The organism is Bacteroides celer, from assembly GCF_002632415.2.
Classification (GTDB): Bacteria; Bacteroidota; Bacteroidia; order Bacteroidales; family Bacteroidaceae; genus Bacteroides.
In genome coordinates, this window is the sequence record NZ_CP178209.1 from 3,270,206 (window position 1) to 3,295,963 (window position 25,758).

The window sequence follows — 25,758 nt, forward strand, 5'->3', positions numbered from 1 at the left end:
TTTATTCTTTATTCTGCTTTGATGCTCTTTACGGGGTTTTCATTGGCAACGTGCCAGGCTTTCACTACCACGCAAGCCACAATAACCAATAGTACCAGCAGGGCTATTCCTATAAAAAGTAACAAATCCATATCAATTCGTTCGCTAAACTGTTCCAACCATATTTGGCCTGTAAAATAGGAAGCGGCAGTACCTATCAGCACAGAGATTACGGAGATATTCAGAATGTCGTATATCAATAGTTTCAGGATGCCGGAGGCTTCTGCTCCATTCACTTTGCGTATGGCTATTTCCTTGCTGCGGCGTTGAGTTTCTCCATTCACATAGCCAATCAATCCCGTGATGACAATAAGCAGGATGAAGCAGGACGAAATCCAGACTGCGTTACGGAAACGGTATACGCTCTTATAGCCTTCGCGAATCATGCTGTCTACTGAATTGAAGTTCAGGGCTACATTCGGGAATGTTTTTGCCACACATTCGTTCAAGCGTTTCAGGTTCTCGTCATAGGGTTCTTTTAGACGGACATTGATGGTGTGATTGGCCGATTCTTTATCGGCAATCAATACGATAGGAGACTGACTGGAATAGAAACTTCTATTACGAATATCATCAAACACTCCTACGATGGTACCTTCTACCCCACTCACTGATTTTCCTACGGCACCATCGGTCCATTCCATCAAACGAACGAGTTCTTTATTTACCAATAGATCGCCTTTTTTCTTGATGGTAGTGCCTTCTGTTATTCTGATTCCCATCACATTCGGATAATCATAGTCGCACATATTGAAATTAAGGGTGGCAATGCGTTTGCCGTCGTTACCAATCAATCCACGTGTCCAATATTCTCCCAGTACGCTGTGTGTGGATGCCGATACCCCGTCCACCATCGGTTGGCGGAGCAACTCGTCTTTTACATGTTCTACTGTTTCGCCGGACATCCAGGTTTCGGCTTCTACCAGTCCCGGAATCTTGATTCCCATATCTCCATTCATCAGGTAAGAATATTGTAACAGGGTAACCAGCAATAGTCCGAGTACAAAGGAGGTACCCGTGAACTGGACAAATAGTAATGAACGTTTCCATCCTCTTTTTCCATCCGTATAGTGCCGGAATACCTGCGTGACGGGAATACGTGAGAACAGTTTTCCCGGTATGCCTCCTGCCAGGAGGAAAAGGACTACTACAGTGAGCAAGGGTATCCAAATGATGTCCCAGGCAAACAGTGAGGCAAGGCTGGTTCCCAACAGGTCTTCGATCAATTCGCCCATGTTGATTATCAACAGGAAGCTAAACAGGACGGATAGTAGAACCAATACTCCGGTTTCTGCCAGAAACATGCCAAAGATGTTTCCGGAACTGGCTCCACTGCATTTATGCACTCCTACGCTTTTTGCACGACGACTGATAGTGGCTATTGAAATCAACATATAATTCATGATGGCTACAAAAAACACTGAAAAGCCGAGGAAGCCGAATATCATCAAACGTTTCTGGGTATCGGCAGAATCCAGATGGCGTTTCGAAAGAGGAACAACGCTGTATTCCAACTTCCAGTCATCCCATTGCAAGGGGCTGTATTTTGCCATTACTTGTTGAATTTTGCTGTTCACCTTGTCTATATCCGACGCATGACGCAAGCGTGCAAAGGCATAAAAGATATCATTCCCATTCCAACCGTTACCACTCGCATAGCGACCATCGCGGTGGATGGTAATCACAAAGTCACGGGAGAGCATCGAATTTTCGGGTATGTCTTTATAGACGCCGCGAATTGTGAGCTCTAACTGCTTGTCGGCCGAAAGGGTTTTCCCAATAGGGTCTGCGCTACCGAATGTTTCACGGGCAAAATGTTCTGATACAAATATGCTATTCGAGATGATGAGATCTTTCGCGTTCCCTTTTAGTACGGGTATACCCATCATTTCAAAGAAACAGGTGTCGACCATCATGTAATTTGCTTTTGACAGCAGTTTGTCTTCCTTATAAATATGATAAAACTGGGAAGGAAGTACACAGGTGGCTGATTCTATTTCTTCAGGCATATCCTGCGCCAAGGTAAAAGCTACCGGATCACAGACGGTATAGTCATAATTCATTCCGTCATCACCCTGCACTTCGCCGGTCGTCATATTCTGTGCCGCTATTCTCGCCATTATCAGATTCTCCGCTTCCGGGTAACATTTCTCATAGCTCATCTCAAAAGCTATTTGCGAGAAAAGCAAGATGCCAACTGTTAGTCCTAAAGAAAGGGAGAGCACTCTTACGATATTCAAAGTACGCTCATGCAGTAATGTACGTATGCTATAATAGATTTGTCTCATACTTGCTTCTGATCTGGTTTATGCTATCACACTGGCTACCACGCTGCCGTCGAACAAATGAACTGTACGATGGGCAAAGGATGCGTCGTGTTGTGAGTGTGTCACCATGATAATGGTTGTTCCTTCTTTATTCAGTTCGGTCAACAGGTTCATCACTTCTGCCCCATTCTTTGAGTCGAGGTTACCGGTCGGCTCATCGGCGAGAATCAGTTTCGGATTGGTCACTACGGCACGGGCAATGGCGACACGTTGTTGCTGACCACCGGAAAGTTGTTGCGGAAAGTGTTTGGCACGATGGCTGATGTTCATCCGTTTCAGAATGTCTTCTACCATGCGGCGGCGTTCGGATGCTTTAAAGCCCAGGTATGTCAGAGGAAGTTCTACATTCTCGTAAACATTCAGCTCGTCGATCAGGTTAAAGCTCTGGAATACGAATCCGAGTTTGCCCTTACGCACATGGGTACGTTCTTTCTCTTTCAATCCGCCCACTTCTTCACCCATCAAGCGGTAGGAACCTTCGGTGGGGTTATCGAGCAAACCCAGAATATTCAACAAAGTGGATTTACCACAACCGGAGGGGCCCATAATGGCTACAAACTCTCCCTCTTTTACTTCAAGGTTTACGTGATTCAAGGCAACTGTCTCTACTTCGGAAGTACGGAATACTTTACTGATGTTGTTTATTTCAATCATACTCTTTTTATTTATGTTTTTAATTATTCACTTTTAAGGCTATTCACCGGATTTTCATTGGCAATCCGCCACGATTTCCAAAGTACGCAGGCTACGATAACGAGAAGATTTACAATCGCTATCAGTACATACGCCGCCCAACTGACAGGCACGTGCTCGGCAAACATATCCATCCACATATCATTGACGTACCATGATGCCGCCACACCGATCACAACGGCTGCAACGGCTACATAAAGCACATCTTTCACCAGCATTTCCAGAATGCCGGAGGCTTCGGCACCATTGACTTTACGTATGGCAATCTCTTTGGAACGGCGGCGGACTTCATCGGTTGTGTAGCCTATCAATCCCATCATCATCACAAAGAACATGGTAACCGCCGCCAGTATGGTAGCATTGCTGAAGACGCGGATGGAGTTATAACTCTCTTTTATCATCTGCTCCATCGAACGGAAATCGACCGTTTTATCGGGGAAAGCGTCTGCCGATACTTTATTCAGTTTCTGAAGGTTCTCTGCAAAAGGTTCTTTCAGCCGGACATGAACACAGTTTCCGAAATTCTTGGTACTCATCAGGATGAAGGGTGCTTGCGGGTTGGTGAAATTACCGATCCGGAAGTCTTTAATCACTCCCACTACTTTACATACGTAGCCTGAATTATAGACAGTACGGTTCAATAGCTCTGTTCCCCAGTGCATCCATTCGCCGTATGTTTCATTGATGGCTACTTCGTTTTCATTCCGTGGCATACGCCCCTCCTTCATCACCATACCCATCATCTTTGGATAGTCTTCCATCATTTCGCAAAAACGGGAGGAGAAAAGTGATTGTCCGCTTTCATCCTGAATCATCGTTCCACTATAACTATAGACGGGATGGGAATCGGCACTGGACACGGACTCTACATAAGGCAGGCCACGGAAGAAAGTCAGGGCATAGTCCTGGTTTTCTTTATTGCCGAAACCAGTATTGGCTACGACAACGCGCTTCGGATTGTATCCCAGGTCTTTGTTTAAGACATAGTAGTATTGCAGCATCACCACATACATCAGTCCGCAGATGAAAGCTACGCCGGCAAACTGCACGAATAATAGCGGGCGTTTCCAGCCTTTCTTTCCTTCTGTGTAGCGGCGGAAGACTTGTGAAACGGGGATTTTGGCAAAGATGCGTCCGGGCAGTGCTCCTCCTATCAGGAACAGGATAGCTACCGTCAGCAGGGGTACCCAAAGACGGTCTAAAGAGAACAGGGCTCCGAGTTCAACGGCGGTTGTGTCTTCTATAAAGTCGCGGAAGTTCTGTAAGATTAATCCCATCAGCAGCAAGGCGAAGAGAATAATGATAGCTGTTTCCAATAGGAACATTCCCAGAATTTTGCCGCTGCCTGCACCGCTACACTTATGTACGCCGATGGCTTTGGCGCGGTATGAGAGTGAAGAAATGGAGATCAGTACGTAGTTCAAAGTAGCGATGAAAAGGATGATTATTCCCAAGATAGACATGATGTTCCGCATCCGCTTCACGTCCGGTTCTTCCCTGTATACATCACGGATCGGCTTTACAAAAGCGGTATAACCTACCACTTTCTGGTCTTCCGCAGGACGATATTTCTTTATCAGGTCATTCAACCGGGCATTCACCACGGATTTGTCTGCTCCGGGACGGAAACGGATAAATGCGATCCAGCTATCGCCTCCTCTCCATGAGTAGTTTCCTCATCCACGGCTCCATACGGTAGGCAGAGAAATCACTGCATCCGGTCTGACGGTGGCATTTTCGGGTATGTCGGCGTACGTGCCTTTCACTGTCAGTTCTATTTCTTTATTATAGGAGATTACTTTGCCTATCGGGTTTTCTTGGTCGAACATCTTACGCGCCAATCGGTCACTAAGAAAGACAACATCTTTCTGCATCAGTTCCTTTTCCGGAACACCGCTCAAAACGTCAATACCCATAGTTTGAAAGAATAGTGAATCGGCTGTCACTTTGTTAGCTTCAAAACGGACACTTCCATAATAAAGAGGGGCACTCATCCAGACACAATAGCTGGTGGCTGCTTCCACTTCTTTAGGAAAGTTCTCCTGTATGGCACCCGCCACCGGTCCGCAGTTCATTTCCTGCGGCTCAAAGGTTTGGCCATTGGCGGAAAAGACGGAGAAGATCTGATACAGGTTATCATAATCTTTGAAGCATTTGTCAAAGCTCTGTTCGAAAGCCACGCGGGCAAACAACAGGATGCTCATCGTCAGCCCCAACGCCAAAGAGAGGATTTTGATAACGTTGGAACCATGCCCCCGCAATAAAGTACGGATCACATAATAGATTTGTTTCATATTATATTTTATTTCTGTTTTTTCTATTTTCAAGAATGCAGAAAGCATGCCAAAAAAGAATAACAATTCATTATCAAGTGTTTATCATTTCAACCTTTCTGAATATTGTCTAAAAATTAGACAGTACCGTCTAATTTTTAGACAACCGGGAGACTATTCCATTTCTCCTTTAAATTGTTCCAACAGTCTCTATTATCCATGGGGAGATTGTCCATCCCGATAGAAAACTTTATCTTTGCATTCAGTTTTATAAACTATTAAAGTAATGATGAAGAGGAAGAATTTATATGCACTGTGTTCGTGCCTGTTCCTTTCGGGATGCGGTATGATAGACTATCATCCGTATGACGTCCGCATCAGCGGAGAAACAGAGGTCAATGCACACAACATCGAAAGAATAGAAGCGAGCTGCCAAGGTAAAACTACGATACGGTTCGTGACAATGGGCGACTCACAACGATGGTATGACGAAACGGAAGATTTTGTAAAAGCGATCAATCAACGGAATGATATTGACTTCGTCATCCACGGAGGGGATATGAGTGACTTCGGACTGACCAAGGAATTTCTTTGGCAAAGGGATATCATGAACGGACTTCATGTGCCTTATGTGGCTCTGATCGGAAATCATGACTGCCTGGGAACGGGAGCGGAAACCTACAAAGCTGTATTCGGCCCCACAAACTTCTCTTTCATCGCAGGAGATGTGAAGTTTGTCTGCCTGAATACCAACGCTTTGGAGTATGATTACTCCGAACCGGTACCGGACTTTACCTTTATGGAAAATGAGATAACGAACAGGCGGGAGGAGTTTGAAAAGACAGTTATTTGTATGCACGCGCGTCCCTATACGGATGTGTTCAATGATAATGTGGCAAAAGTATTCCAGCACTATGTCAAACAGTATGCAGGAATACAGTTCTGCACGGCCGCCCATACCCATCACTATCAGGACGATGTGATTTTTGATGATGGAATACATTATGTTACCAGTGATTGTATGGATTACCGTACTTATCTGGTATTTACAATAACTCCGGAAAAATACGAATATGAGCTGGTTAAATACTAATTATATCTTACGCGCAGGAGTACTGTACGTGCTTCTCCTGCTTTCCGGTCTGATGTCTGCCACCTGCCAGACAAACGCACCGGAACAGACCCAACATACCCGTTATGACAATCGGGTTCACCGTTTCCGCAGAAACTGGGAGCGGATTATCCCGACTCATTCCAAAATACAATATGCCGGAAATATGGGATTACTCTCTTTCGGTACAGGATGGGATTATGGAAAGCGTAATCAGTGGGAAACGGATGTATTGCTCGGATTCATCCCGAAATATTCTTCGAAGAAAGCAAAAGTGACCATGACGCTCAAACAGAACTATATGCCCTGGAGCATTAACATTGGAAAAGGGTTCTCGACGGAGCCTCTTGCTTGTGGTCTTTATGTGAATACCGTATTTGGAAATCAGTTCTGGGTGAACGAGCCGGAACGTTATCCGAAGGGGTATTATGGTTTCTCAAGCAAAGTGCGTTTCCATGTCTTTATGGGACAACGCCTGACCTATGATATTGACCCGCAACGTAGATTTATGGCCAAGTCTGTAACCTTTTTCTATGAAATAAGTACGTGTGACCTTTATGTGATTAGTGCGGTAAACAATAGTTATCTCCGTCCACGTGACTACCTTAGTTTATCATTCGGATTGAAGTTCCAGTGGTTATGATTGGAGATACAAGGGGGATAAAATCAATTTTGAATTACGATTCTTGAATTATCACATCCTTTTTTCGTAAGTTTGCGCTTTACAAACTTGAACGAAAATGAGTAAATCTGGAACAATCATCATTGTAGACGACAATAAAGGGGTGCTGACTGCCATACAAATCCTTTTAAAAAGTTATTTTTCAAAGGTCGTTGCACTCTCCTCGCCTGTCACCCTGACGAGCGTCCTGCGGGAGGAAATGCCGGAAGTGGTATTGCTGGACATGAATTTCACATCGGGCATCAATACCGGCAATGAGGGATTATTCTGGTTACATGAAATAAAAAAAGTACGTCCGGATCTTCCGGTCGTACTTTTTACGGCTTATGCCGATATTGAACTGGCTATCCGGGGTATTAAAGAAGGAGCAACGGACTTTATCGTCAAACCCTGGAACAACCAGAAACTGGTGGAAACGCTGCAAACTGCAGCAACCTCTACGCACAACGATAGGAAAACGGCAAGTAAAGAAAAGCCTGTTCACTCGCCTATGTACTGGGGAGAAAGCAAGGTTATGCAACAACTACGGGCTTTGATTAAAAAGGTTGCCGTCACCGATGCCAACCTCTTGATAACGGGTGAAAACGGAACGGGAAAAGAGATGCTGGCACGGGAAATCCATGCGCTTTCCAACCGCAAATATAAAGAAATGATTGCTGTGGATATGGGAACCATCACCGAATCTTTATTCGAGAGTGAGCTTTTCGGACATGTAAAAGGGTCGTTCACTGATGCACACACCGACCGGACAGGTAAGTTCGAGGCTGCCGAAAAGAGTACGCTGTTTCTCGACGAAATAGGAAACTTGCCCTACCATCTGCAAGCAAAGCTACTAACCGCCATCCAACGGCGAAGCATTGTGAAAGTGGGAAGTAACACGCCAATTCCTATTGATATCCGACTGATATGTGCCACGAACCGGAACCTGCAGGAGATGGTAGCGAAAGGCGAATTCCGGGAAGACTTGCTCTACCGCATCAATACCATTCATGTGGAAATTCCTCCCCTGCGCGAACGGAAAGAGGATATTATCCCATTGGCCGAACGATTTATGGTTCACTTCTGCAAGCAATATGACAAGTCGTTGATGAAGTTCACTCCCGAAGCAAAGGATAAATTGACTGCGCATCCCTGGTATGGTAATATCCGCGAATTGGAGCACGTCATCGAAAAGGCGGTTATCATCAATGACAGTCCGCTGATTCCTGCTGAATTATTCCAATTATCCGTACCACGGATAGCCATTCAGGAACAGAGTATCTCCACCCTGGAAGAAATGGAAGTGCAGATGATACGGAAAGCGCTCGATGCCTGTGCGGGAAATCTATCGGCAGTGGCCGCTCAACTGGGAATAACCCGGCAGACGCTCTATAACAAGATGAAAAAATTCGGATTATGAGCTCACAGATCCAACAACTGGGGATTCGGTACTGGTTCAGAGTTTTGCTGACTGTACTTTTCTGTATATCGACTGTCTGGTTCGGTATTCATCAATCATACGGTTGGTTGGGCATCAGTCTTTGTCTGCTGGTACTTAGTATCATCTGGCAAATCCGCCTGTACCAGCTTCACACCAAGCAGGTGCTTTTCATGATTAACGCGCTTGAAAATAATGATAACACTTTTCATTTTCCCGAAGAAAACGGTACTCCCGAAAGCCAAAAGATCAACCGGGCACTCAACCGGGTGGGACATATCTTATATAATGTAAAAGCGGAAACCGCACAACAAGAGAAATATTACGAGCTGATTCTGGATTTTGTCAGTACAGGATTGCTGGTACTCAATGACAATGGGGCTGTTTATCAGAAGAACAAGGAGGCACTCCGTCTTTTGGGGCTGAATATATTCACGCATATCCATCAGTTGAGTAAAGTAGACACTACGCTCATGGAGAAAATAGAGAACTGCCGTCCCGGAGACAAACTGCAAGTGATATTTCACAACGAACGGGGAACCGTTAATCTATCCATACGTGTATCGGAAATCAATGTGCGCAAAGAGCATCTGCGTATTCTGGCTCTGAATGATATCAATACCGAACTTGATGAAAAGGAAATAGATTCATGGATTCGCCTGACACGGGTTCTGACGCATGAAATCATGAATTCGGTCACGCCTATCACTTCTCTTTGTGACACTCTTCTTTCCATGTCCGAGGGTAAAGATGAAGAAATCAGTCACGGGTTGCAGACCATCAGCACCACAGGAAAAGGCTTGCTCTCTTTTGTAGAATCTTACCGGCAGTTTACACGCATACCTGCACCGGAACCGTCATTGTTCTATGTGAAAGCATTCATAGAAAGGATGATTGAACTTGCCCGCCATCAGAATCCGTGTGACACTATTTGTTTCCACACGGAGATTTCTCCTGCGGACTTAATTCTGTATGCGGATGAAAACCTCATCGCCCAGGTAGTTATCAATCTTCTGAAGAATGCCATCCAGGCAATCGGCAGCCAGCCGGATGGTAGAATCGAGCTTCGGGCTTATTGCAATGATATGGAAGAAATATGGATCGAGATCAAAAACAACGGTCCTGAAATCCCGTCGGAAATAGCAGAGCATATCTTTATTCCTTTCTTCACCACCAAAGAAAATGGTAGCGGAATCGGACTTAGTACTTCACGACAGATCATGCGCCTTTCGGGCGGGAGTCTCACTTTGCTGCGGGAGAAAGAAACAACGTTTATTTTAAAATTCAAATAACTATTGATATATGATACCTGCACTCGTCAACAATCCCTTATTCCGGGGGATCACTCCGGAAAGACTTTTTGCCGATCTGGAAGAGATCAGTTTCCATACACGTTCTTATAAGAAAGGGGAAATCCTGGCTCAACAAGGAGCTGTGTGCAATCGCCTCGTCATCCTGACCAAAGGAAGCGTGCGTGGAGAGATGATTGATTATTCGGGACGTCTTATCAAAGTGGAAGACATCGCTGCTCCAAGAGCGATTGCCCCTCTGTTTCTGTTCGGTGAGGAGAACCGCTATCCGGTGGAAGTGACTGCCAACGAACCGACAGAGGTTATCGAACTTCCTAAATCAAGTGTATTGAGTTTATTCCGTAAGAACGAGCAGTTTTTGGAAAACTATATGAATCTTTCTGCCAATTATGCACGGACTTTATCGGATAAGCTTTTCTTTATGTCGTTTAAAACGATTCGTCAGAAACTTGCTTCGTACTTGCTCCGATTATACAAACAGCAACAACAGACGCATATCACCCTCGACCGTTCACAACAGGAATTGAGTGATTATTTCGGAGTATCCCGTCCTTCCCTCGCCCGTGAACTGGCGCACATGCAGGAAGATGGATTATTGATAGCCGATCGCAAGCATATCACTATTTTACAGAAAGAACAACTGGTACGGCTTATTCAATAATAGGAGCAGTTTAAAGATTTATGAATCGAATAATGAGTGTTTTAGATAAAAAATATTCATTGTTGTAACATTGGTTACAGAATCACCTGAAACTTTTCCTCTACTTTTGCGTTCAATAAATAAAATATTGGACTAATTAAAAACGTAAAAGTTATGAGTATGTTCTGTTATCAATGTCAAGAAACCGCAATGGGTACCGGTTGTACCTTGAAAGGTGTGTGCGGTAAAACGTCTGAAGTGGCTAACCTGCAAGACTTACTACTCTTCGTAGTACGTGGAATTGCTGTCTACAACGAACATCTGCGTAAAGATGGACATCCTTCCGAACAAGCAGACAAATTTATCTATGATGCATTGTTCATCACCATCACCAACGCCAATTTTGATAAAGCGGCTATCACTGAAAAAATCAAAGAAGGACTGAAACTGAAAAAAGAACTTGCCAACAAGGTAAAGATTGAAAATGCTCCCGACGAATGTCTTTGGAATGGAAGCGAAGATGAGTTTGAAGAAAAATCAAAAACTGTCGGTGTGCTTCGCACTCCCAACGAGGATGTCCGCTCACTGAAAGAACTTGTACACTATGGCCTGAAAGGAATGGCTGCCTATGTAGAGCATGCACATAACCTGGGCTACGAGTCACCGGAAATATTTGCTTTCATGCAACATGCCTTGTCTGAACTGACCCGCAATGATATTACAGTGGAAGAACTGGTTCAGCTGACTTTGGAAACAGGAAAGCATGGAGTATCGGCAATGGCACAGTTGGATAAAGCGAATACCAGCAGCTACGGAAATCCGGAAATCTCACAAGTGAGTCTCGGTGTACGCAATAATCCGGGTATATTAATCAGCGGACATGACTTGAAAGACCTGGAAGAGTTATTGGAACAAACAGAGGGTACAGGAGTAGATGTATATACTCACAGCGAAATGTTGCCTGCACATTATTATCCTCAACTAAAGAAGTACAAGCATCTGGCAGGAAACTACGGAAACGCCTGGTGGAAGCAGAAAGAGGAATTTGAAAGTTTCAACGGTCCTATCTTGTTCACAAGTAACTGTATCGTTCCGCCACGTGCAAATGCCAGCTACAAGGATCGTATTTACATCACAGGAGCCTGCGGCTTGGACGGGGCACATTACATCCCCGAACGTAAAGACGGAAAACCGAAAGATTTTTCTGCACTGATTGCTCATGCTAAACAATGTCAGCCACCGGTAGCCATTGAAAACGGAACGATTATCGGAGGATTCGCTCATGCACAGGTGACAGCCCTGGCAGATAAAGTGGTGGACGCCGTGAAAAGCGGAGCTATCCGCAAATTCTTTGTAATGGCAGGATGCGACGGACGTATGAAAAGCCGTGAATACTATACGGAATTTGCTCAAAAATTACCTGGTGACACCGTGATTCTTACTGCCGGTTGTGCCAAGTACAGATATAATAAACTGGCTTTAGGTGATATCAACGGCATTCCGAGAGTGTTGGATGCAGGACAATGTAACGATAGCTACTCACTGGCCGTCATCGCTTTAAAACTGAAAGAAATCTTCGGACTGGATGATGTAAATCAGTTGCCTATCGTATACAACATCGCCTGGTACGAACAAAAGGCAGTCATTGTTTTATTGGCATTACTGGCTTTAGGAGTGAAACATATTCATCTGGGTCCTACTCTCCCCGCTTTCCTTTCACCGAACGTAAAGAACGTATTGATCGAACAATTCGGAATCGGAGGCATCAGCACAGTAGATGAGGATATTGTGAAGTTCCTATCCTAAACAACAATGGAATAGCCGGAAATTTCAATTGGAGATTCCCGGCTGCAAAATAGTGACGGTATATGATAAAGATAGTGACGGTATACGACAACAATACCGTCACTATCTTTATCATATACCGTCACTATCTTTTTCTATATTGAACAGGATTTCTATGTTTATCCCGCACGCATAGTTGATGGAATCTTTTTGAATAGTTTCTTTTTAAATAGAATATCAATCTTCTCTAGGCAATATTAAATTGAGAAGCACTCCCACCAAAGCTGCCAGTCCAATGCCGGACAATGAAAAATCGCCCCAATTAAAAGCAGCGCCGCCAATACCGACAGTCAGTGTCAAAGACACAATGACTATATTTCTTGTACGACTCAAATCAATGCAATTATTCACAAGATTACCAATTCCCGCGCAAGCAATCGTTCCGAAAAGCAATAACATGATGCCGCCCAGTACCGCACTTGGAATGGATCTTAATAATGCACTGATTTTACCGATAACGGAGAATAAGATAGCGGAAATGGCAGCTATTCGGATCACTTGCGGATTAGTTATTTTTGTCAGGGACATGGCTCCGGTCACTTCCGAATAAGTTGTCACAGGAGGGCCACCCAATAATCCAGCACAGAAACACGCCAGACCATCCCCCAATAAAGTACGGTGCAACCCCGGATCTTTCACGAAATCTTTTCCGGTGACCGTATTAACTACATAAATATCACCAATATGTTCTATCACTGGAGCAATGGCTACCGGAATCATAAACAACACAGGTTCCCATGAGAACTTAGGAAAGACAAACTGCGGCAATCCAATCCAGGCAGCATCCCTGACACCGGACAAATCCAAATCGTAGAAAAGCCATGCAGCCAGATACCCTACTACAATTCCACAGAAGATAGGAATCAGTTTCAAAAGCCCTTTGGCTTTCATTGAAACAACGACTGCGGTAACCAACGAAAGCAGTGCCAGTACCCAGTTCTCTTTTGCCATATTCACTCCTGTTCCCGCCAGTGACAAACCTATCAGAATGATAACAGGACCTATGACAACGGGAGGAAAGAGCCGTTCAATCACCCTCACTCCCTGCCATTTGACAAGCGCACTCATTACAAAATAAACTAATGCTACTCCAACCATGCCGGATAAGGTGCCGGGCAACCCATAAAGTTCTGTCGCTTTAATGATAGGCGCAATAAACGCGAAACTACTCCCCAGAAAAACAGGAACCTTTCCACGCGTAACCGCATGAAAGATAAGCGTACCAATACCTGCTGTAAACAGAGCTGTAGAAGGGTCAAGCCCCACCAATAACGGCACGAGTACCGTAGCACCGAAAGCTACAAACAAGAATTGTACCCCCACCATCCCTTTCCTCAAAGGTGTAAGATTATTTGAATCCATAAGTATAATGTAGATTATTCTTTGCAAAATTAGTCTTTTTAGACAATTTAACTCCCTTTTTTCACAAAAATACATCCAAAAAGGGTTTTTATTTGTTGTTAATAATGTGTAACTTCGCACGGTGAGAATTAATACGACAATTTTATAACTTTATAATATATTGCCTATGATATTTACAGCAGAAAACACTCTACTTATCGGTTCTATCTTACTTTTCGTCAGCATCGTTGTTGGAAAAACCGGATACCGCTTTGGAGTACCTACCTTATTATTGTTCCTCGTAGTAGGAATGTTGTTTGGAAGTGACGGCCTCGGCCTGCAGTTCCACGACGCGAAAGACGCCCAATTTATCGGTATGGTGGCCCTTAGTATTATCCTTTTCTCGGGAGGTATGGATACGAAATTCAGAGAAATCAAACCTATTCTAGGTCCCGGTATCGTGCTTTCCACTGTCGGAGTACTACTCACAGCCCTTTTCACCGGACTCTTTATCTGGTGGATATCAGGTATGAGCTGGTCTAATATCTATTTACCTATCACTACTTCCCTGCTTTTGGCTTCTACCATGTCGTCTACCGACTCGGCTTCAGTATTCGCTATCCTCCGCTCACAGAAGATGAACTTGAAACACAACCTTCGTCCCATGCTGGAACTGGAGAGCGGAAGTAATGACCCGATGGCCTATATGCTGACCATTGTCCTGATACAATTCATTCAGTCGGCAGGTATGGGAGTCGGAGCCATCGTCGGATCTTTCATTATCCAGTTCATCGTTGGTGCCGCTGCCGGATATATACTTGGAAAGCTAGCCATCCGAATGTTGAATAAGCTCAATATTGATAATCAGGCCTTGTATCCTATCTTATTACTTGCATTTGTATTTTTCACTTTCTCCATCACCGACTTACTGAAAGGTAACGGTTACCTTGCCGTATATATTGCGGGTATCATGGTAGGAAACAATAAAATCATGCATCGTAAAGACATCTACACCTTTATGGACGGACTGACCTGGTTGTTCCAAATCATCATGTTCCTTTGCCTGGGATTGCTTGTCAACCCGCACGAAATGCTGGAAGTAGCTTCCGTGGCATTGTTGATTGGTGTCTTCATGATTATTATCGGCCGCCCGTTAAGCGTGTTCCTCTGTCTGCTTCCATTCCGGAAAATCACGATGAAATCACGTATTTTCGTATCTTGGGTAGGATTACGCGGTGCAGTTCCTATCATCTTTGCTACCTATCCGGTAGTGGCGGGCGTAGAAGGTTCGAACCTCATTTTCAACATTGTATTCTTTATTACCATTGTCTCATTGGTCGTACAGGGAACAACCATTTCTTTCGTCGCCCGGATTTTGAATCTTTCCAAACCGCTGGAAAAAACCGGTAACGACTTCGGAGTGGAACTTCCGGAAGAAATAGACTCTGATCTTAGTGACATGACTATCACCAAAAGTATGCTGGAAGAAGCAGACACATTGAAAGATATGAATCTTCCGAAAGGCACGCTGGTAATGATCGTGAAGCGCGGAGATGAGTTCCTGATTCCCAACGGAACACTGAAACTGCACGAAGGAGATAAACTATTACTTATTTCCGAAAAATCCAAAGAAAAAGATACTGATTCAGAATAACATCTGAAAAAGAGTTATTCAGTACACTATAACTGATTCGTCTCCACGCATGGAACCTCTTGCCTTGGCAAGACATTCGTTTCATCTTCATGCGTGGAGACGAAATGTTTTATATAGGCCAATGAACTAGTTCTAAGGAAGAAACACGAATGACCTTTATCCGGCTGGTAAAATTGTTCGTTCCCCCTCCGTTAATTAACCGTAAAACTTGAATTTAAAATTCGGTTTACATCTACGAAGTATTAATTTTGCGCAGTTTTAAACTAAATGTGCAAAAATCGAATGGAACAAGAACATCAGTTCATTGATTATATTGAGCAAAGCATCATCAAAAACTGGGACAAAGATGCCTTAACTGACTATAAAGGAATTACCCTCCAATATAAGGATGTAGCGCGTAAAATCGCTAAATTTCACATCGTCTTGGAAAGTGCCGGCATCCAGCCGGGAGATAAAATAGCCGTTTGCGGACGTAACAGTGCTCACTGGGCAGTTACTTTCCTGGCGACCATCACTTACGGAGCTGTTATTGTTCCCATTTTGCATGAATTCAAGGCAGATAATATTCATAATATCGTCAACCATTCCGAAGCCAAATTACTTTTCGTCGGCGACCAGGCATGGGAGAACCTGAATGAAGATGCCATGCCTTTGTTAGAGGGCATCGCTTCGCTGGCTGATTTCTCGGCATTAGTGTCCCGGAACGAAAAACTCACTTACGCTTTTGAACAACGGAACGCTATTTACGGTCAACAGTATCCCAAGAACTTTCGACCGGAACATATTTGTTACCGGAAAGATCGTCCGGAAGAACTGGCTATCATCAACTATACTTCCGGTACCACAGGTTACTCTAAAGGAGTGATGCTCCCCTATCGCAGTCTTTGGTCGAACGTGGCTTATTGCTTCGAAATGCTTCCCGTTAAACCGGGAGACCATATCGTTTCCATGTTGCCTATGGGACACGTGTTCGGTATGGTATATGATTTCCTTTACGGATTCTCTGCAGGTGCACACATCTATTTCCTGACGCGTATGCCGTCTCCGAAAATCATTTCCCAATCTTTCTCCGAAATCAAACCCAGAGTGATTTCTTGTGTACCGTTGATTGTGGAAAAGATTATCAAGAAAGACATTCTTCCTAAAGTAGACAGCAAAATCGGCAAGTTATTACTGAAAGTGCCTATTGTGAATGATAAAATCAAATCATTGGCACGACAGGCTGCCATGGAAATCTTCGGTGGAAACTTTGACGAGATTATTATCGGAGGTGCTCCTTTCAATGCGGAAGTAGAGGATTTCCTTAAAAAGATAGGGTTCCCCTACACCATCGCTTACGGTATGACGGAATGCGGTCCGATTATTTGTTCCAGCCGTTGGGAAACACTGAAACTTGCTTCCTGCGGAAAGGCAACCAGCCGGATGGAAGTCCGCATAGACTCACCGGACCCGAAAACACACGCCGGAGAAATCGTATGCAGAGGAATGAATATGATGCTGGGGTATTATAAAAATCCGGAAGCTACGGCACAAATTATTGATGCTAACGGTTGGCTGCATACCGGTGACCTCGGTACGTTGGATGAAGAGGGTTATGTGACAGTCCGCGGACGTAGCAAGAACCTGCTTCTCACCTCTAGCGGACAGAATATCTATCCCGAAGAAATTGAAAGCAAGCTGAACAACATGCCGTATGTTTCGGAGTCACTGATCGTCTTACAGCACGAAAAGCTGGTAGCCCTGATCTACCCGGATTTCGACGATGCTTTCGCTCATGGATTGCAGCAGACGGATATTCAGAAAGTAATGGAGCAAAACCGTATCGAATTGAATCAACAGCTTCCTAACTATTCTCAAATAAGCAAGATTAAAATCCATTTTGAAGAATTTGAAAAGACTGCGAAAAAGTCAATCAAACGCTTTATGTATCAGGAAGCAAAGGGATAATATCTCAAATAATAAAATAAGTATTCTCGCAAATAAAAACAAAAACGGTGGACAGCCTCAACACTGTCCACCGTTTTTTTCTAACCTCTAACCAACTTTATTTATACTACCTGTTTTCTATCTTTCTACCTAAAAACGAATCCTATTTCCATTATTAACAGTCTAACTTTATAATCAATCAGTCTTTTTTAAGTGCTATAAATGAAATAGCCTGTCCGCCTCCGGCAGCCATTCGTATGTTCAACGTATTTTCAGAAAATAGTTCCCCTTTGCTTTACGCACGATGGCTACAAATTCACCCGGTTCTCCTGCCAATGCTTTCGATTCGTCACAATCCGGATCGAAGTCGCGGAAGAACTGGAAAACCGGATGGCCTTCATTATTTTCAATCAACAATGAGTCACCTACTAAAACATTATATAACGGTTTGCCGTTGTCGTCTACTGTTAAAGCCATTTTGATATGACCGTCCGGTGATTTCACTTCTGTTTTCGGACTGCTACACCCGTAACATCCCAGCACACAGAAAAGCTCCAATGACACAATTTATTTTCATAGCATATCTATTGTTTGTATATAGTACAACTCAAAAAGAAGAAACACTTAAATGTAGCGCAGATTTCTTTCTCCGGATGCCAGGAAAAAAGTATCTTTGCACATAAACAATCTGAATTATGGCAAAGATACTATTGGTTGAAGATGAAATTAATATCGCCTCTTTCATCGAACGGGGACTCAAAGAATTCGGGCATTCGGTAAGCGTCTGCCATGACGGGGATACGGGTTGGAAAATCCTTCAGGACGAACCTTTCGACCTTTTAATACTGGACATTATCATGCCTAAAATAAATGGTTTGGAGCTTTGCCGCCTTTATCGCCAAATGTTCGGGTATCAAATCCCGGTAATCATGCTGACAGCTTTAGGAACAACCGAAGACATCGTCAAAGGACTGGATGCGGGAGCAGATGATTATCTCGTCAAACCTTTTAGTTTCCAGGAACTGGAAGCACGCATCAAAGCCCTGTTGAGACGCAACAAAGAAGTCCCTTCCAATCTATTGACTTGCGATAACCTGGTATTGGACTGCAATACCCGAAAAGCCAAAAGGGGTGACATAGACATTGACCTTACTGTTAAAGAATACCGCCTGCTCGAATATTTCATGACTCATCAAGGGGTTGCCCTCTCACGTATCACTCTGCTCAAAGATGTATGGGACAAGAATTTTGATACCAATACCAATATCGTAGATGTTTACGTAAATTATCTCCGGGTAAAGATTGATCGTGACTTTGATAAAAAACTAATCCATACAGTCGTAGGATTAGGATATATCATGAATACTTAAACTCACCAACACTAATCCCGGCTATGAAAATAGGTTCCAAAATAGCTCTTTTCTATACGTTAATCAGTGTGTTGACTACTGTCATTATCATTGCTGTATTTTATATTTTCAGTACGCAGTACATCAATAAGCTCTATGCTTCTTACCTGCGTGAAAAAGCCTACCTGACCGCACAGAAGCATTGGGAAAAAGATGAAGTAGACGAACAGAGCTACCAGATTATCCAACGCAAATATGACGAACTCCTGCCTGAAGCCCATGAGATTCTTTTAAATATGGACAGTCTTTCCGAAGTACGTGATACACTGAATAAATACCTCACGCAACACCAGCAGGCTCTTCTGCTGGCAGGACAGGACAGCATCCCTTTCTCCTTCAAATATAAGGATCAACTGGGAGCCGCCCTTTATTATCCGGATAATGAAGGCAACTTTATCGTACTCGTCATGTCCCGGAATGCCTACGGAACAGAAATCAAGGAACACTTATTGTTGCTTTCCATATTTCTCATCTTAGCCAGTTCCGTCCTGATCTTTTTTATCGGAAAAATATATTCCGGCCGTATTCTGGTTCCCCTGCAACACATACTAAAGGAATTGAAAAGAATACGTGCCAACAGTCTGAACCGCCGATTAAAGACTACTGGCAATAATGACGAACTGGAGGACATGATAAAGACATTAAATAGTATGCTCGACCGTTTGGACAGTGCATTCAAGGCAGAAAAGTCCTTTGTCAGTCATGCTTCACATGAGTTGAACAATCCGATTACTGCCATTCAGGGAGAATGTGAAATCAGTCTGCTGAAAGAAAGAAGCACGGGAGAATACATTGAATCCCTTCAACGAATTTCTTCAGAAAGCAAACGGTTATCCAGTCTGATCCGGCATCTTCTTTTTCTTTCACGACAAGAAGAAGAACTCCTGAAAAACAATATTGAAGAGATTATTCTGGCCGATATATTAAAAGAGTTGACAGCTTCCGATGAGAGAATCCATCTTCATTTGGAAGAGACAGACCCGCAGATGACTGTAAAAGCCAATCCATATCTGTTGAAGATAGCATTAAAAAATATAATAGATAACGCCTGCAAATATTCTGATAAAGAAGTAAATGTGACTCTCTACCGGGAGCAACAACAAGTCATTCTTGATATAGAAGACCGGGGAATCGGTATTCCGCAAGAAGAAATAGAACATATATTCCAATCTTTCTATCGGGGCAGTAATACCCGGGACTATGCCGGACAAGGCATCGGACTTAGCCTGACCCTGAAAATCATCTCTGCTTATCACGCAAAGTTGGATATATTTTCAGAAATAGAAAAAGGAACAAAAGTACGGGTGATTTTTTAATTCACCCTTCTTTCATTCCTTTCTCCCTCTACCTACTGAAAACCTACAAATTTAATCTATGAGAGTTTTTTTCACAGGATAGAAATGAACTAAATACGTCTTTGCAATAACTTTCCATTTTTATCATATAACATTCGTTCATATACCACTTCCACAATAAGAGGAAAGACAAACAGAGCAAAGAAAGTCGCTCCTATCAATCCACCGATAATGACAATCGCCAACGGACGCTGTGATTCCGAACCAATTCCATGACTCATGGCAGCGGGCATCAAACCGATAGCTGCCATTGCCGCTGTCATAATCACAGGGCGGATACGCGAGCGCACTCCTTCCTTAGTGGCTTTCTCCAAAGGCGAGCCGAGTTTTAGATTCGCCTTTATATCGGAAATCATAATCACCCCGTTCTGAATACAAATACCAAACAAGGCAATAAAACCGATACCGGCAGAAATGGAGAAGTTGAACTGCGTTATCAGAAGAGCCACAATACCACCCACGGCAGCGAACGGTACATTCAGCAATACCAGTCCCGCATCCCGCGCATTAGAGAATAGAATAAACAGGATGATAAAAATGATAGCAATACTGATAGGGACAACCTGTGCCAGACGTTTCGTGGCACGTTGCTGGTTCTCAAAATCGCCCGTCCATTTCAGCGAATAGCCTGCCGGCAGATGTACGGAAGCATTCACCTTTTTCTGCGCCTCGGCAACTGCCGTACCCATATCACGACCTCTCACCGAGAATTTCACCGCACAGAAACGAGCGTGATTATCACGGAATATCAATAACGGTCCCGTAATCGTCGTTATATCTGCCAATTCTTTGATAGGTACCATCGTTCCATCCATCGCCGGAACCAATATCTTACCTATCTCCTCTTCATTCTGACGGAATTGTTCGCTGTATCTTACCATGATATTAAACTTCCGCTCATCCTCATACAACAGTGAAGCCGATTTTCCGCCAATAGCCATTTCGATAATTGATTGCACATCTTCCTTAGCAACCCCATAACGCGCCAATTGGCGTTCATTCAACTCTATACGAAGCTCCGGCTGACCGATGTTCCGAATCACACCCAAGTCTTCAATTCCCTGAACCGTACTAAGAATTTTTTCAATCTGAACCGCATATTTCTCCGACTCATACAAGTCTTTACCAAACACTTTCACCGCAATAGATCCTTTCACACCGGAAGCAGCTTCCTCCACATTATCGGTAATCGGTTGTGAGAAATTGAAGTCAATGCCGGGATAAATGGATAAATCCTCCTGCATCTTATCAATCAGTTCCAATTTTGTCAGCTTGCTCTCCCATTCCTTTTCGGGATAGATATCAACGTGGAACTCGATATTATAGAATCCGGTAGCATCTGTACCGTCATTCGGTCGTCCGGTTTGCGACAGCACTTGCCGCACTTCCGGAAACGTTAATAGTTTCTTTCTCATTTTATTGGCAAGAGTCACCGATTCATCAAGCGAAATGCTTTGTGGCAAGGTAGCACGAATATAGATAGATCCCTCATTCAACTGCGGAAGGAACTCCGTACCCAGGAAAGAGAAAAGCCATAATCCGACACCCGCTATTACGGTTGCCATTCCGATGGTCAGTTTTCTGTGCGCATAGAATAAATCAAAAAGAGCCGAACACTTCGCATTGATAAAATGGACAAAATGGTTATTTTTCTCACGAACATTCTTTTTCAGTAACATGGAAGACATCACCGGAACCAATGTCAATGTAAAGATCAAAGCTCCCAACAATGCAAAGCCCAGCGTGTATGCCAAAGGAGAGAACATCTTTCCTTCTACCTTCTGGAAAGAGAAGATAGGAATCAATGCAGTGATGATAATCAATTTGGAGAAGAAAACCGCTTTCGCCTTGTCTTTTGCCGTGTTACGGATCAAACCCATTTTAGACATCACATTAAAAGCAGGCATCCCCACTTCCCTCGCTTTCTTGTCCAAAGCCACAAACACTCCTTCCACCATCACCACGGCCCCATCAATAATAATACCGAAGTCTATGGCTCCCATAGAAAGCAGATTGGCGGACATTCCCATCACCCGTAAACAGATAAATGCGAACAAAAGGGCTAATGGGATAACGACAGCAACAATCACGGTAGTCCGCCAATCTGCCATAAAGATCAATACAATAAACGTAACCAATAATATTCCTTCAATCAGATTATGCGTCACAGTCTTTACCGCCAGATTCACCAAGTCCTCCCGGTCATAGAATGCCACTATCTTCACATCTTTCGGGAGTACATTCTGATTCAAGTCCTCTATTTTATCTTTCAGGTTGGCAATCACCTCACCCGGATTCTCTCCTTTCCGCATGACTACAATCCCCTGTACAACATCATTTTCATCCATTCGGCCCACTTGTCCCAAACGAGGCAAACAGGATTCGTGTACATCGGCAAGATTCTTCACCAGAATCGGAGTGCCATTGATGTTTTTTACTACGATATTTCTCAATTCATCCAGATCGTTAATCAAACCGATTCCACGAACCACATAAGCTTGCGAACTTTTAGTGATAACATCTCCTCCTACATTGATATTACTTTTAGCTATCGCATCATACAGTTCCAAAGAGGTAATGCCATAATTAATCAACTGGTGAGGATTCACACTTACCTCAAACGTCTTCACCTCCCCGCCGAAGCTCACAATATCCGCTACGCCGGATACCGAACGGAGATTACGTTCGATCACCCAATCCTGAATCGTTTTCAGTTCCCGCACACTGCGCTTGTCACTACGAAGCGTATAACGGAATATTTCCCCCGTTGGTCCATACAGAGGTTGTACTTCCGGAGTTACCCCGTCCGGAAGGTCGGCATCATTCAATAAATTATATACCTGTTGACGTGCGGTGAAATCATCGACACGATCTTCAAACATTACATTGATGACAGAAAGTCCGAAAAGAGTGGTAGAACGAATATCCGTTTTCTTCTGAACGGGATTCATCGCAATCTCAACAGGAATGGTGATAAACTTCTCTACCTCTTCGGCACTACGTCCCGGCCATTGCGTGATAATCGTCACTTTCGTATTTGTCACATCCGGGAAAGCATCTATCGGAGTATGTTTAAAGGAAACAGCTCCGGCTATAACGGCAATCGCTGTACAGAAGAAAATAAAGAATTTATTTTTCAGCGAGAAAGCCACTATATTATCTATGAATTTGTGCATACTATTTTCTGTTTTTAATCTGCATTCAACGCATTATATACCAACAATACATTATTATTCAGCACTCTGTCTCCCTCTGAAAGTCCCGAACGGATATAGCACTCCTTGCTCAACTGCTTGTACACATCCACCTCTTTCACCTGCAAACGTTGATCCGGCTCCACCATGACCACATAATTCTTTCCTCCTTCAAATACCAGTGCATGAGCATCGATACGAGGCATGGAAGTTCCATCCGCTTTACATTTCACACTTACATTCGTAAACATCCCCGGTTTCAATAAATATTCTTCATTCTTCAATTTGATACGGACATTCATCGTTTTACTTTCACTATTCAACAAATGATACACCTTATCAATCGTACCGGCAAACATCTTATCCGGATAAGCCAACGTAGAAATGCGTACGGAGGCACCTTCGGAAACCTTACTGATATCGCTTTCATACACATCCGCCATCACCCATACGTCTGACAACCCCGAAATCGTGAACAGCTCTTCACTCTGATCCGGACGCAACTGCATATCCCTGCTGATTTGTTTCTCCACAATAAACCCCGAAACGGGAGATTTCAGCTGATAATAAGCATTTCCGGAGAAATTATAAATAGAGAAAACATCCTTTATTCTTCTTTCTTCGGCTTCGGCACTTATTAACTCCTGCTTCGCCTGAAGTACATCTTTATCCGAAGCCATCCCGGAAGCATACATATCCTGCGTAGCATCCATATTTCTGCGTGCCAGTAATAATTGTTGTTCCGCCTCCTTCAATTGCTTTTCATAATCTGCCACTTCTCCACTGCGGATGACTGCCAACACATCTCCCTTACGAACAAAGTCTCCTATTTCAGCCTTCAGTTCCGTTACCGTACCTCCAAACATCGGATATACATGTGCCACCTGATTCTCATCAAAAGTGACCCGCCCGTTTAATGTCAGTTCGTCAATCACCTCTTGAACGTGAACCGTATCGACAGATACAATCCTCAATAAGCTATCTGTCAGGCATAAGGCAGCCGGTTCAACATTCGTTTGTTCTCCTTTACCGGAGCATGCTCCCAATACGGTAGTAAACAATATGCAAGGAAGGAATTTATTCCAGTTCATAGTCTTTGATAATTTATGAATATTAGTAGTTCAATATAGTTTGTCCGATAGTTGTATTCAGGTTTTCCATCGCCAGGAAAACATCTTTCTTTATTTCATGTAGCTGAATACAAGTTTCTTTATAGCTGTCATAGTAATCGATAAACTCCAACAAGCTGATATTTCGTTTCTTAAAGTTCTCATTCACTCCTGCTATCAGTTTTTCGAAGTTACGTTCCAGTTCCATATTGGTAGATTGATAAAGCTGAACAGCTTTATCCAACGAAGCATAAGCGGTATAAAGCTCCATATCCGCACGGTTAGCCGCATTTTCCTGTTCCGCTCCTGCCTGCTGGATACTAAAACGGGCAGCTCTCACATTTCCCTGGTTGCGGTTGAAAATAGGTACTGACAAGCTCACTCCTATTGCAAAATAGTTATTGATAAAGTTTCCGGCACGGTCATAACTACCATTCACCGAAAATTCCGGAAATGCCATTGATTTCTGCAATTTCAGATTTGCACGGGAAGCACTGACCGTACTCCGGGCAATTTTGAGATCCGGCCGTTCATTCACCATCGCTTTCAAGTCGGCGAACGATAGTTGAGACAAATCCAATTGCTTCAACACCTCTTCATCCAGTGATAACTCAACCATCGTGTCTCCCGGAAGATTTAACAAGACATTAAGTTCCCCTCTAAGGGTTAACAACTCGTTTTCCCGTTCATTCTTCTCTTTCTTCAAAGAGAACAGCATAGATTCCAGACGGGACATTTCCATCAATGAAATATTTCCTTTCTCCTGTTGCAGTTTCATTCCGGCAAGTAACTCTTGCAGAGAATTCACTTCCTTCTCATAAATGGATATGGATTTCGAGAGAAAATAGACTTGTACAAACTTCTCATTCAGCTCCTGACGAAGTGTTCTCATCACCTCTTCAAACTGATATTCTGCTATTTCTTTGTTGATTTTCTCCAGTTTCACCTGCTTATTCCGTTGTCCGGCAAGACGAATTACCTGTTCAATCCCCACAACCATTTCGCCCTCCTTACCAAAATCAAAATACTTTCCGTTCAGGCGGTTATAAACATTCTGTTCTAACGAGATTACCGGATTCTCAAATAATTTGACTTGCAGCACTTGTGCCTGTGCCATATCAATGTTGTACCGTTCGGCTATCAGCGATAAGTTACGTTCCAGAAAACGTTGTTCCGCCTCTTTCAGCGTTAATGCTCCTGTGGTAGCCTGTTGCGCGCATATTCCTCCTGTCAGCAGAAGAAAAAAAGAAATTAGAAATACTCTGTTCATTACTATATTTATCTTTATTACCTTATTGTAGTTGTCGCGGCAAAATTACAATTCTATAGCCGGAGAGACGGGAAAAAGCCATTATAAGCCTCTCATATCAGATTAGAATTTGATTAGAAAATAGCCATAAAGGAAGAATTGTAAACACAACAGGAAAAATGGC

The 25,758-nt window shown here is 43.5% G+C and carries 16 protein-coding genes and 2 pseudogenes; 10 read left to right on the top strand and 8 right to left on the bottom strand.

Translation table 11 applies throughout. The features are described 5' to 3' along the window. Positions 1-8: 8 nt before the first annotated feature. The 3 genes and pseudogenes from CJF29_RS13290 to CJF29_RS13300 all read right to left on the bottom strand — a co-directional run bounded on the left by CJF29_RS13290 (position 9) and on the right by CJF29_RS13300 (position 5,353). Positions 9-2,327 carry an ABC transporter permease gene (locus tag CJF29_RS13290; RefSeq protein ID WP_074557010.1) on the bottom strand — a complete coding sequence of 773 codons (2,319 nt, stop codon included), beginning with the start codon at positions 2,325-2,327 and terminating at the stop codon, positions 9-11. Positions 2,328-2,345: 18 nt separating this feature from the next. Then, a complete protein-coding gene (locus CJF29_RS13295; protein ID WP_004303508.1) occupies positions 2,346-3,020 on the bottom strand; it encodes an ABC transporter ATP-binding protein in 675 nt (224 codons plus the stop codon). 23 nt (positions 3,021-3,043) lie between these two features. Further along, positions 3,044-5,353 (bottom strand): annotated as a pseudogene (locus tag CJF29_RS13300) (ABC transporter permease). 268 nt (positions 5,354-5,621) lie between these two features. Here CJF29_RS13300 and CJF29_RS13305 point away from each other — a divergent pair. The 6 genes from CJF29_RS13305 to hcp all read left to right on the top strand — a co-directional run bounded on the left by CJF29_RS13305 (position 5,622) and on the right by hcp (position 12,298). Beyond that, positions 5,622-6,425 (top strand): metallophosphoesterase family protein, encoded by an 804-nt coding sequence (locus CJF29_RS13305; protein ID WP_099145938.1) that lies wholly within the window; start codon positions 5,622-5,624, stop codon positions 6,423-6,425. Between the two features lie 52 nt (positions 6,426-6,477). Next, positions 6,478-7,086, top strand: a complete 609-nt coding sequence (locus tag CJF29_RS13310; protein ID WP_413544546.1) for a hypothetical protein — start codon at positions 6,478-6,480, stop codon at positions 7,084-7,086. A 97-nt stretch (positions 7,087-7,183) separates the two neighbouring features. Further along, a complete protein-coding gene (locus tag CJF29_RS13315) occupies positions 7,184-8,524 on the top strand; it encodes a sigma-54-dependent transcriptional regulator (RefSeq protein ID WP_099145901.1) in 1,341 nt (446 codons plus the stop codon). After that, a complete protein-coding gene (locus CJF29_RS13320) occupies positions 8,521-9,834 on the top strand; it encodes a sensor histidine kinase (protein WP_099145902.1) in 1,314 nt (437 codons plus the stop codon). The genes CJF29_RS13315 and CJF29_RS13320 overlap by 4 nt, the downstream gene beginning before the upstream one ends. A gap of 10 nt (positions 9,835-9,844) precedes the next feature. Then, the gene (locus tag CJF29_RS13325; RefSeq protein WP_004325775.1) at positions 9,845-10,513 is read left to right on the top strand and encodes a Crp/Fnr family transcriptional regulator; all 669 of its coding nucleotides are present in this window, start codon (positions 9,845-9,847) and stop codon (positions 10,511-10,513) included. Positions 10,514-10,666: 153 nt separating this feature from the next. Then, a complete protein-coding gene (gene hcp / locus CJF29_RS13330; protein WP_176553091.1) occupies positions 10,667-12,298 on the top strand; it encodes a hydroxylamine reductase in 1,632 nt (543 codons plus the stop codon). A 216-nt stretch (positions 12,299-12,514) separates the two neighbouring features. On the opposite strand, the gene CJF29_RS13335 is transcribed toward hcp, so the two are convergent. After that, a complete protein-coding gene (locus CJF29_RS13335; RefSeq protein ID WP_099145904.1) occupies positions 12,515-13,699 on the bottom strand; it encodes a uracil-xanthine permease family protein in 1,185 nt (394 codons plus the stop codon). Between the two features lie 166 nt (positions 13,700-13,865). Here CJF29_RS13335 and CJF29_RS13340 point away from each other — a divergent pair, with 166 nt between their 5' ends. Further along, positions 13,866-15,332, top strand: coding sequence for a potassium/proton antiporter (locus CJF29_RS13340; protein WP_099145905.1), 1,467 nt, complete (start codon positions 13,866-13,868; stop codon positions 15,330-15,332). Between the two features lie 282 nt (positions 15,333-15,614). Beyond that, positions 15,615-17,279 (top strand): long-chain fatty acid--CoA ligase, encoded by a 1,665-nt coding sequence (locus CJF29_RS13345; RefSeq protein ID WP_099145906.1) that lies wholly within the window; start codon positions 15,615-15,617, stop codon positions 17,277-17,279. A gap of 178 nt (positions 17,280-17,457) precedes the next feature. On the opposite strand, the pseudogene CJF29_RS13350 reads toward CJF29_RS13345, so the two are convergent. Continuing rightward, positions 17,458-17,835: pseudogene (locus CJF29_RS13350) on the bottom strand (hypothetical protein). 118 nt (positions 17,836-17,953) lie between these two features. On the opposite strand from CJF29_RS13350, the gene CJF29_RS13355 reads away from it, so the two are divergent. Both CJF29_RS13355 and CJF29_RS13360 read left to right on the top strand, forming a co-directional pair. After that, entirely contained in the window at positions 17,954-18,628 is a 675-nt protein-coding gene (locus CJF29_RS13355; protein ID WP_099145907.1) for a response regulator transcription factor, read from the top strand. 23 nt (positions 18,629-18,651) lie between these two features. Continuing rightward, the gene (locus CJF29_RS13360; protein WP_099145908.1) at positions 18,652-19,983 is read left to right on the top strand and encodes a sensor histidine kinase; all 1,332 of its coding nucleotides are present in this window, start codon (positions 18,652-18,654) and stop codon (positions 19,981-19,983) included. An 89-nt stretch (positions 19,984-20,072) separates the two neighbouring features. Here CJF29_RS13360 and CJF29_RS13365 read toward each other — a convergent pair whose 3' ends face one another. The 3 genes from CJF29_RS13365 to CJF29_RS13375 are packed head-to-tail and all read right to left on the bottom strand — an operon-like array spanning position 20,073 to position 25,595. Continuing rightward, positions 20,073-23,198: an efflux RND transporter permease subunit gene (locus CJF29_RS13365; RefSeq protein WP_099145909.1), complete on the bottom strand. Its 3,126-nt coding sequence runs from the start codon at positions 23,196-23,198 to the stop codon at positions 20,073-20,075. 14 nt (positions 23,199-23,212) lie between these two features. Beyond that, positions 23,213-24,307: an efflux RND transporter periplasmic adaptor subunit gene (locus CJF29_RS13370; RefSeq protein ID WP_099145910.1), complete on the bottom strand. Its 1,095-nt coding sequence runs from the start codon at positions 24,305-24,307 to the stop codon at positions 23,213-23,215. A 22-nt stretch (positions 24,308-24,329) separates the two neighbouring features. Beyond that, positions 24,330-25,595, bottom strand: a complete 1,266-nt coding sequence (locus tag CJF29_RS13375) for a TolC family protein (RefSeq protein ID WP_099145911.1) — start codon at positions 25,593-25,595, stop codon at positions 24,330-24,332. Positions 25,596-25,758 lie beyond the last annotated feature (163 nt).

What these genes read in the sequence shown, in the direction of transcription:
- CJF29_RS13345 (WP_099145906.1), top strand. Translation starts at nt 15,615, where the DNA reads ATGGAACAAGAACATCAGTTCATTGATTATATTGAGCAAAGCATCATC.
- hcp (WP_176553091.1), top strand. Translation starts at nt 10,667, where the DNA reads ATGAGTATGTTCTGTTATCAATGTCAAGAAACCGCAATGGGTACCGGT.
- CJF29_RS13325 (WP_004325775.1), top strand. Translation starts at nt 9,845, where the DNA reads ATGATACCTGCACTCGTCAACAATCCCTTATTCCGGGGGATCACTCCG.
- CJF29_RS13340 (WP_099145905.1), top strand. Translation starts at nt 13,866, where the DNA reads ATGATATTTACAGCAGAAAACACTCTACTTATCGGTTCTATCTTACTT.
- CJF29_RS13315 (WP_099145901.1), top strand. Translation starts at nt 7,184, where the DNA reads ATGAGTAAATCTGGAACAATCATCATTGTAGACGACAATAAAGGGGTG.
- CJF29_RS13335 (WP_099145904.1), bottom strand. Translation starts at nt 13,699, where the DNA reads ATGGATTCAAATAATCTTACACCTTTGAGGAAAGGGATGGTGGGGGTA.
- CJF29_RS13310 (WP_413544546.1), top strand. Translation starts at nt 6,478, where the DNA reads ATGTCTGCCACCTGCCAGACAAACGCACCGGAACAGACCCAACATACC.
- CJF29_RS13295 (WP_004303508.1), bottom strand. Translation starts at nt 3,020, where the DNA reads ATGATTGAAATAAACAACATCAGTAAAGTATTCCGTACTTCCGAAGTA.
- CJF29_RS13375 (WP_099145911.1), bottom strand. Translation starts at nt 25,595, where the DNA reads ATGAACAGAGTATTTCTAATTTCTTTTTTTCTTCTGCTGACAGGAGGA.
- CJF29_RS13365 (WP_099145909.1), bottom strand. Translation starts at nt 23,198, where the DNA reads ATGCACAAATTCATAGATAATATAGTGGCTTTCTCGCTGAAAAATAAA.
- CJF29_RS13355 (WP_099145907.1), top strand. Translation starts at nt 17,954, where the DNA reads ATGGCAAAGATACTATTGGTTGAAGATGAAATTAATATCGCCTCTTTC.
- CJF29_RS13305 (WP_099145938.1), top strand. Translation starts at nt 5,622, where the DNA reads ATGAAGAGGAAGAATTTATATGCACTGTGTTCGTGCCTGTTCCTTTCG.
- CJF29_RS13370 (WP_099145910.1), bottom strand. Translation starts at nt 24,307, where the DNA reads ATGAACTGGAATAAATTCCTTCCTTGCATATTGTTTACTACCGTATTG.
- CJF29_RS13290 (WP_074557010.1), bottom strand. Translation starts at nt 2,327, where the DNA reads ATGAGACAAATCTATTATAGCATACGTACATTACTGCATGAGCGTACT.
- CJF29_RS13360 (WP_099145908.1), top strand. Translation starts at nt 18,652, where the DNA reads ATGAAAATAGGTTCCAAAATAGCTCTTTTCTATACGTTAATCAGTGTG.
- CJF29_RS13320 (WP_099145902.1), top strand. Translation starts at nt 8,521, where the DNA reads ATGAGCTCACAGATCCAACAACTGGGGATTCGGTACTGGTTCAGAGTT.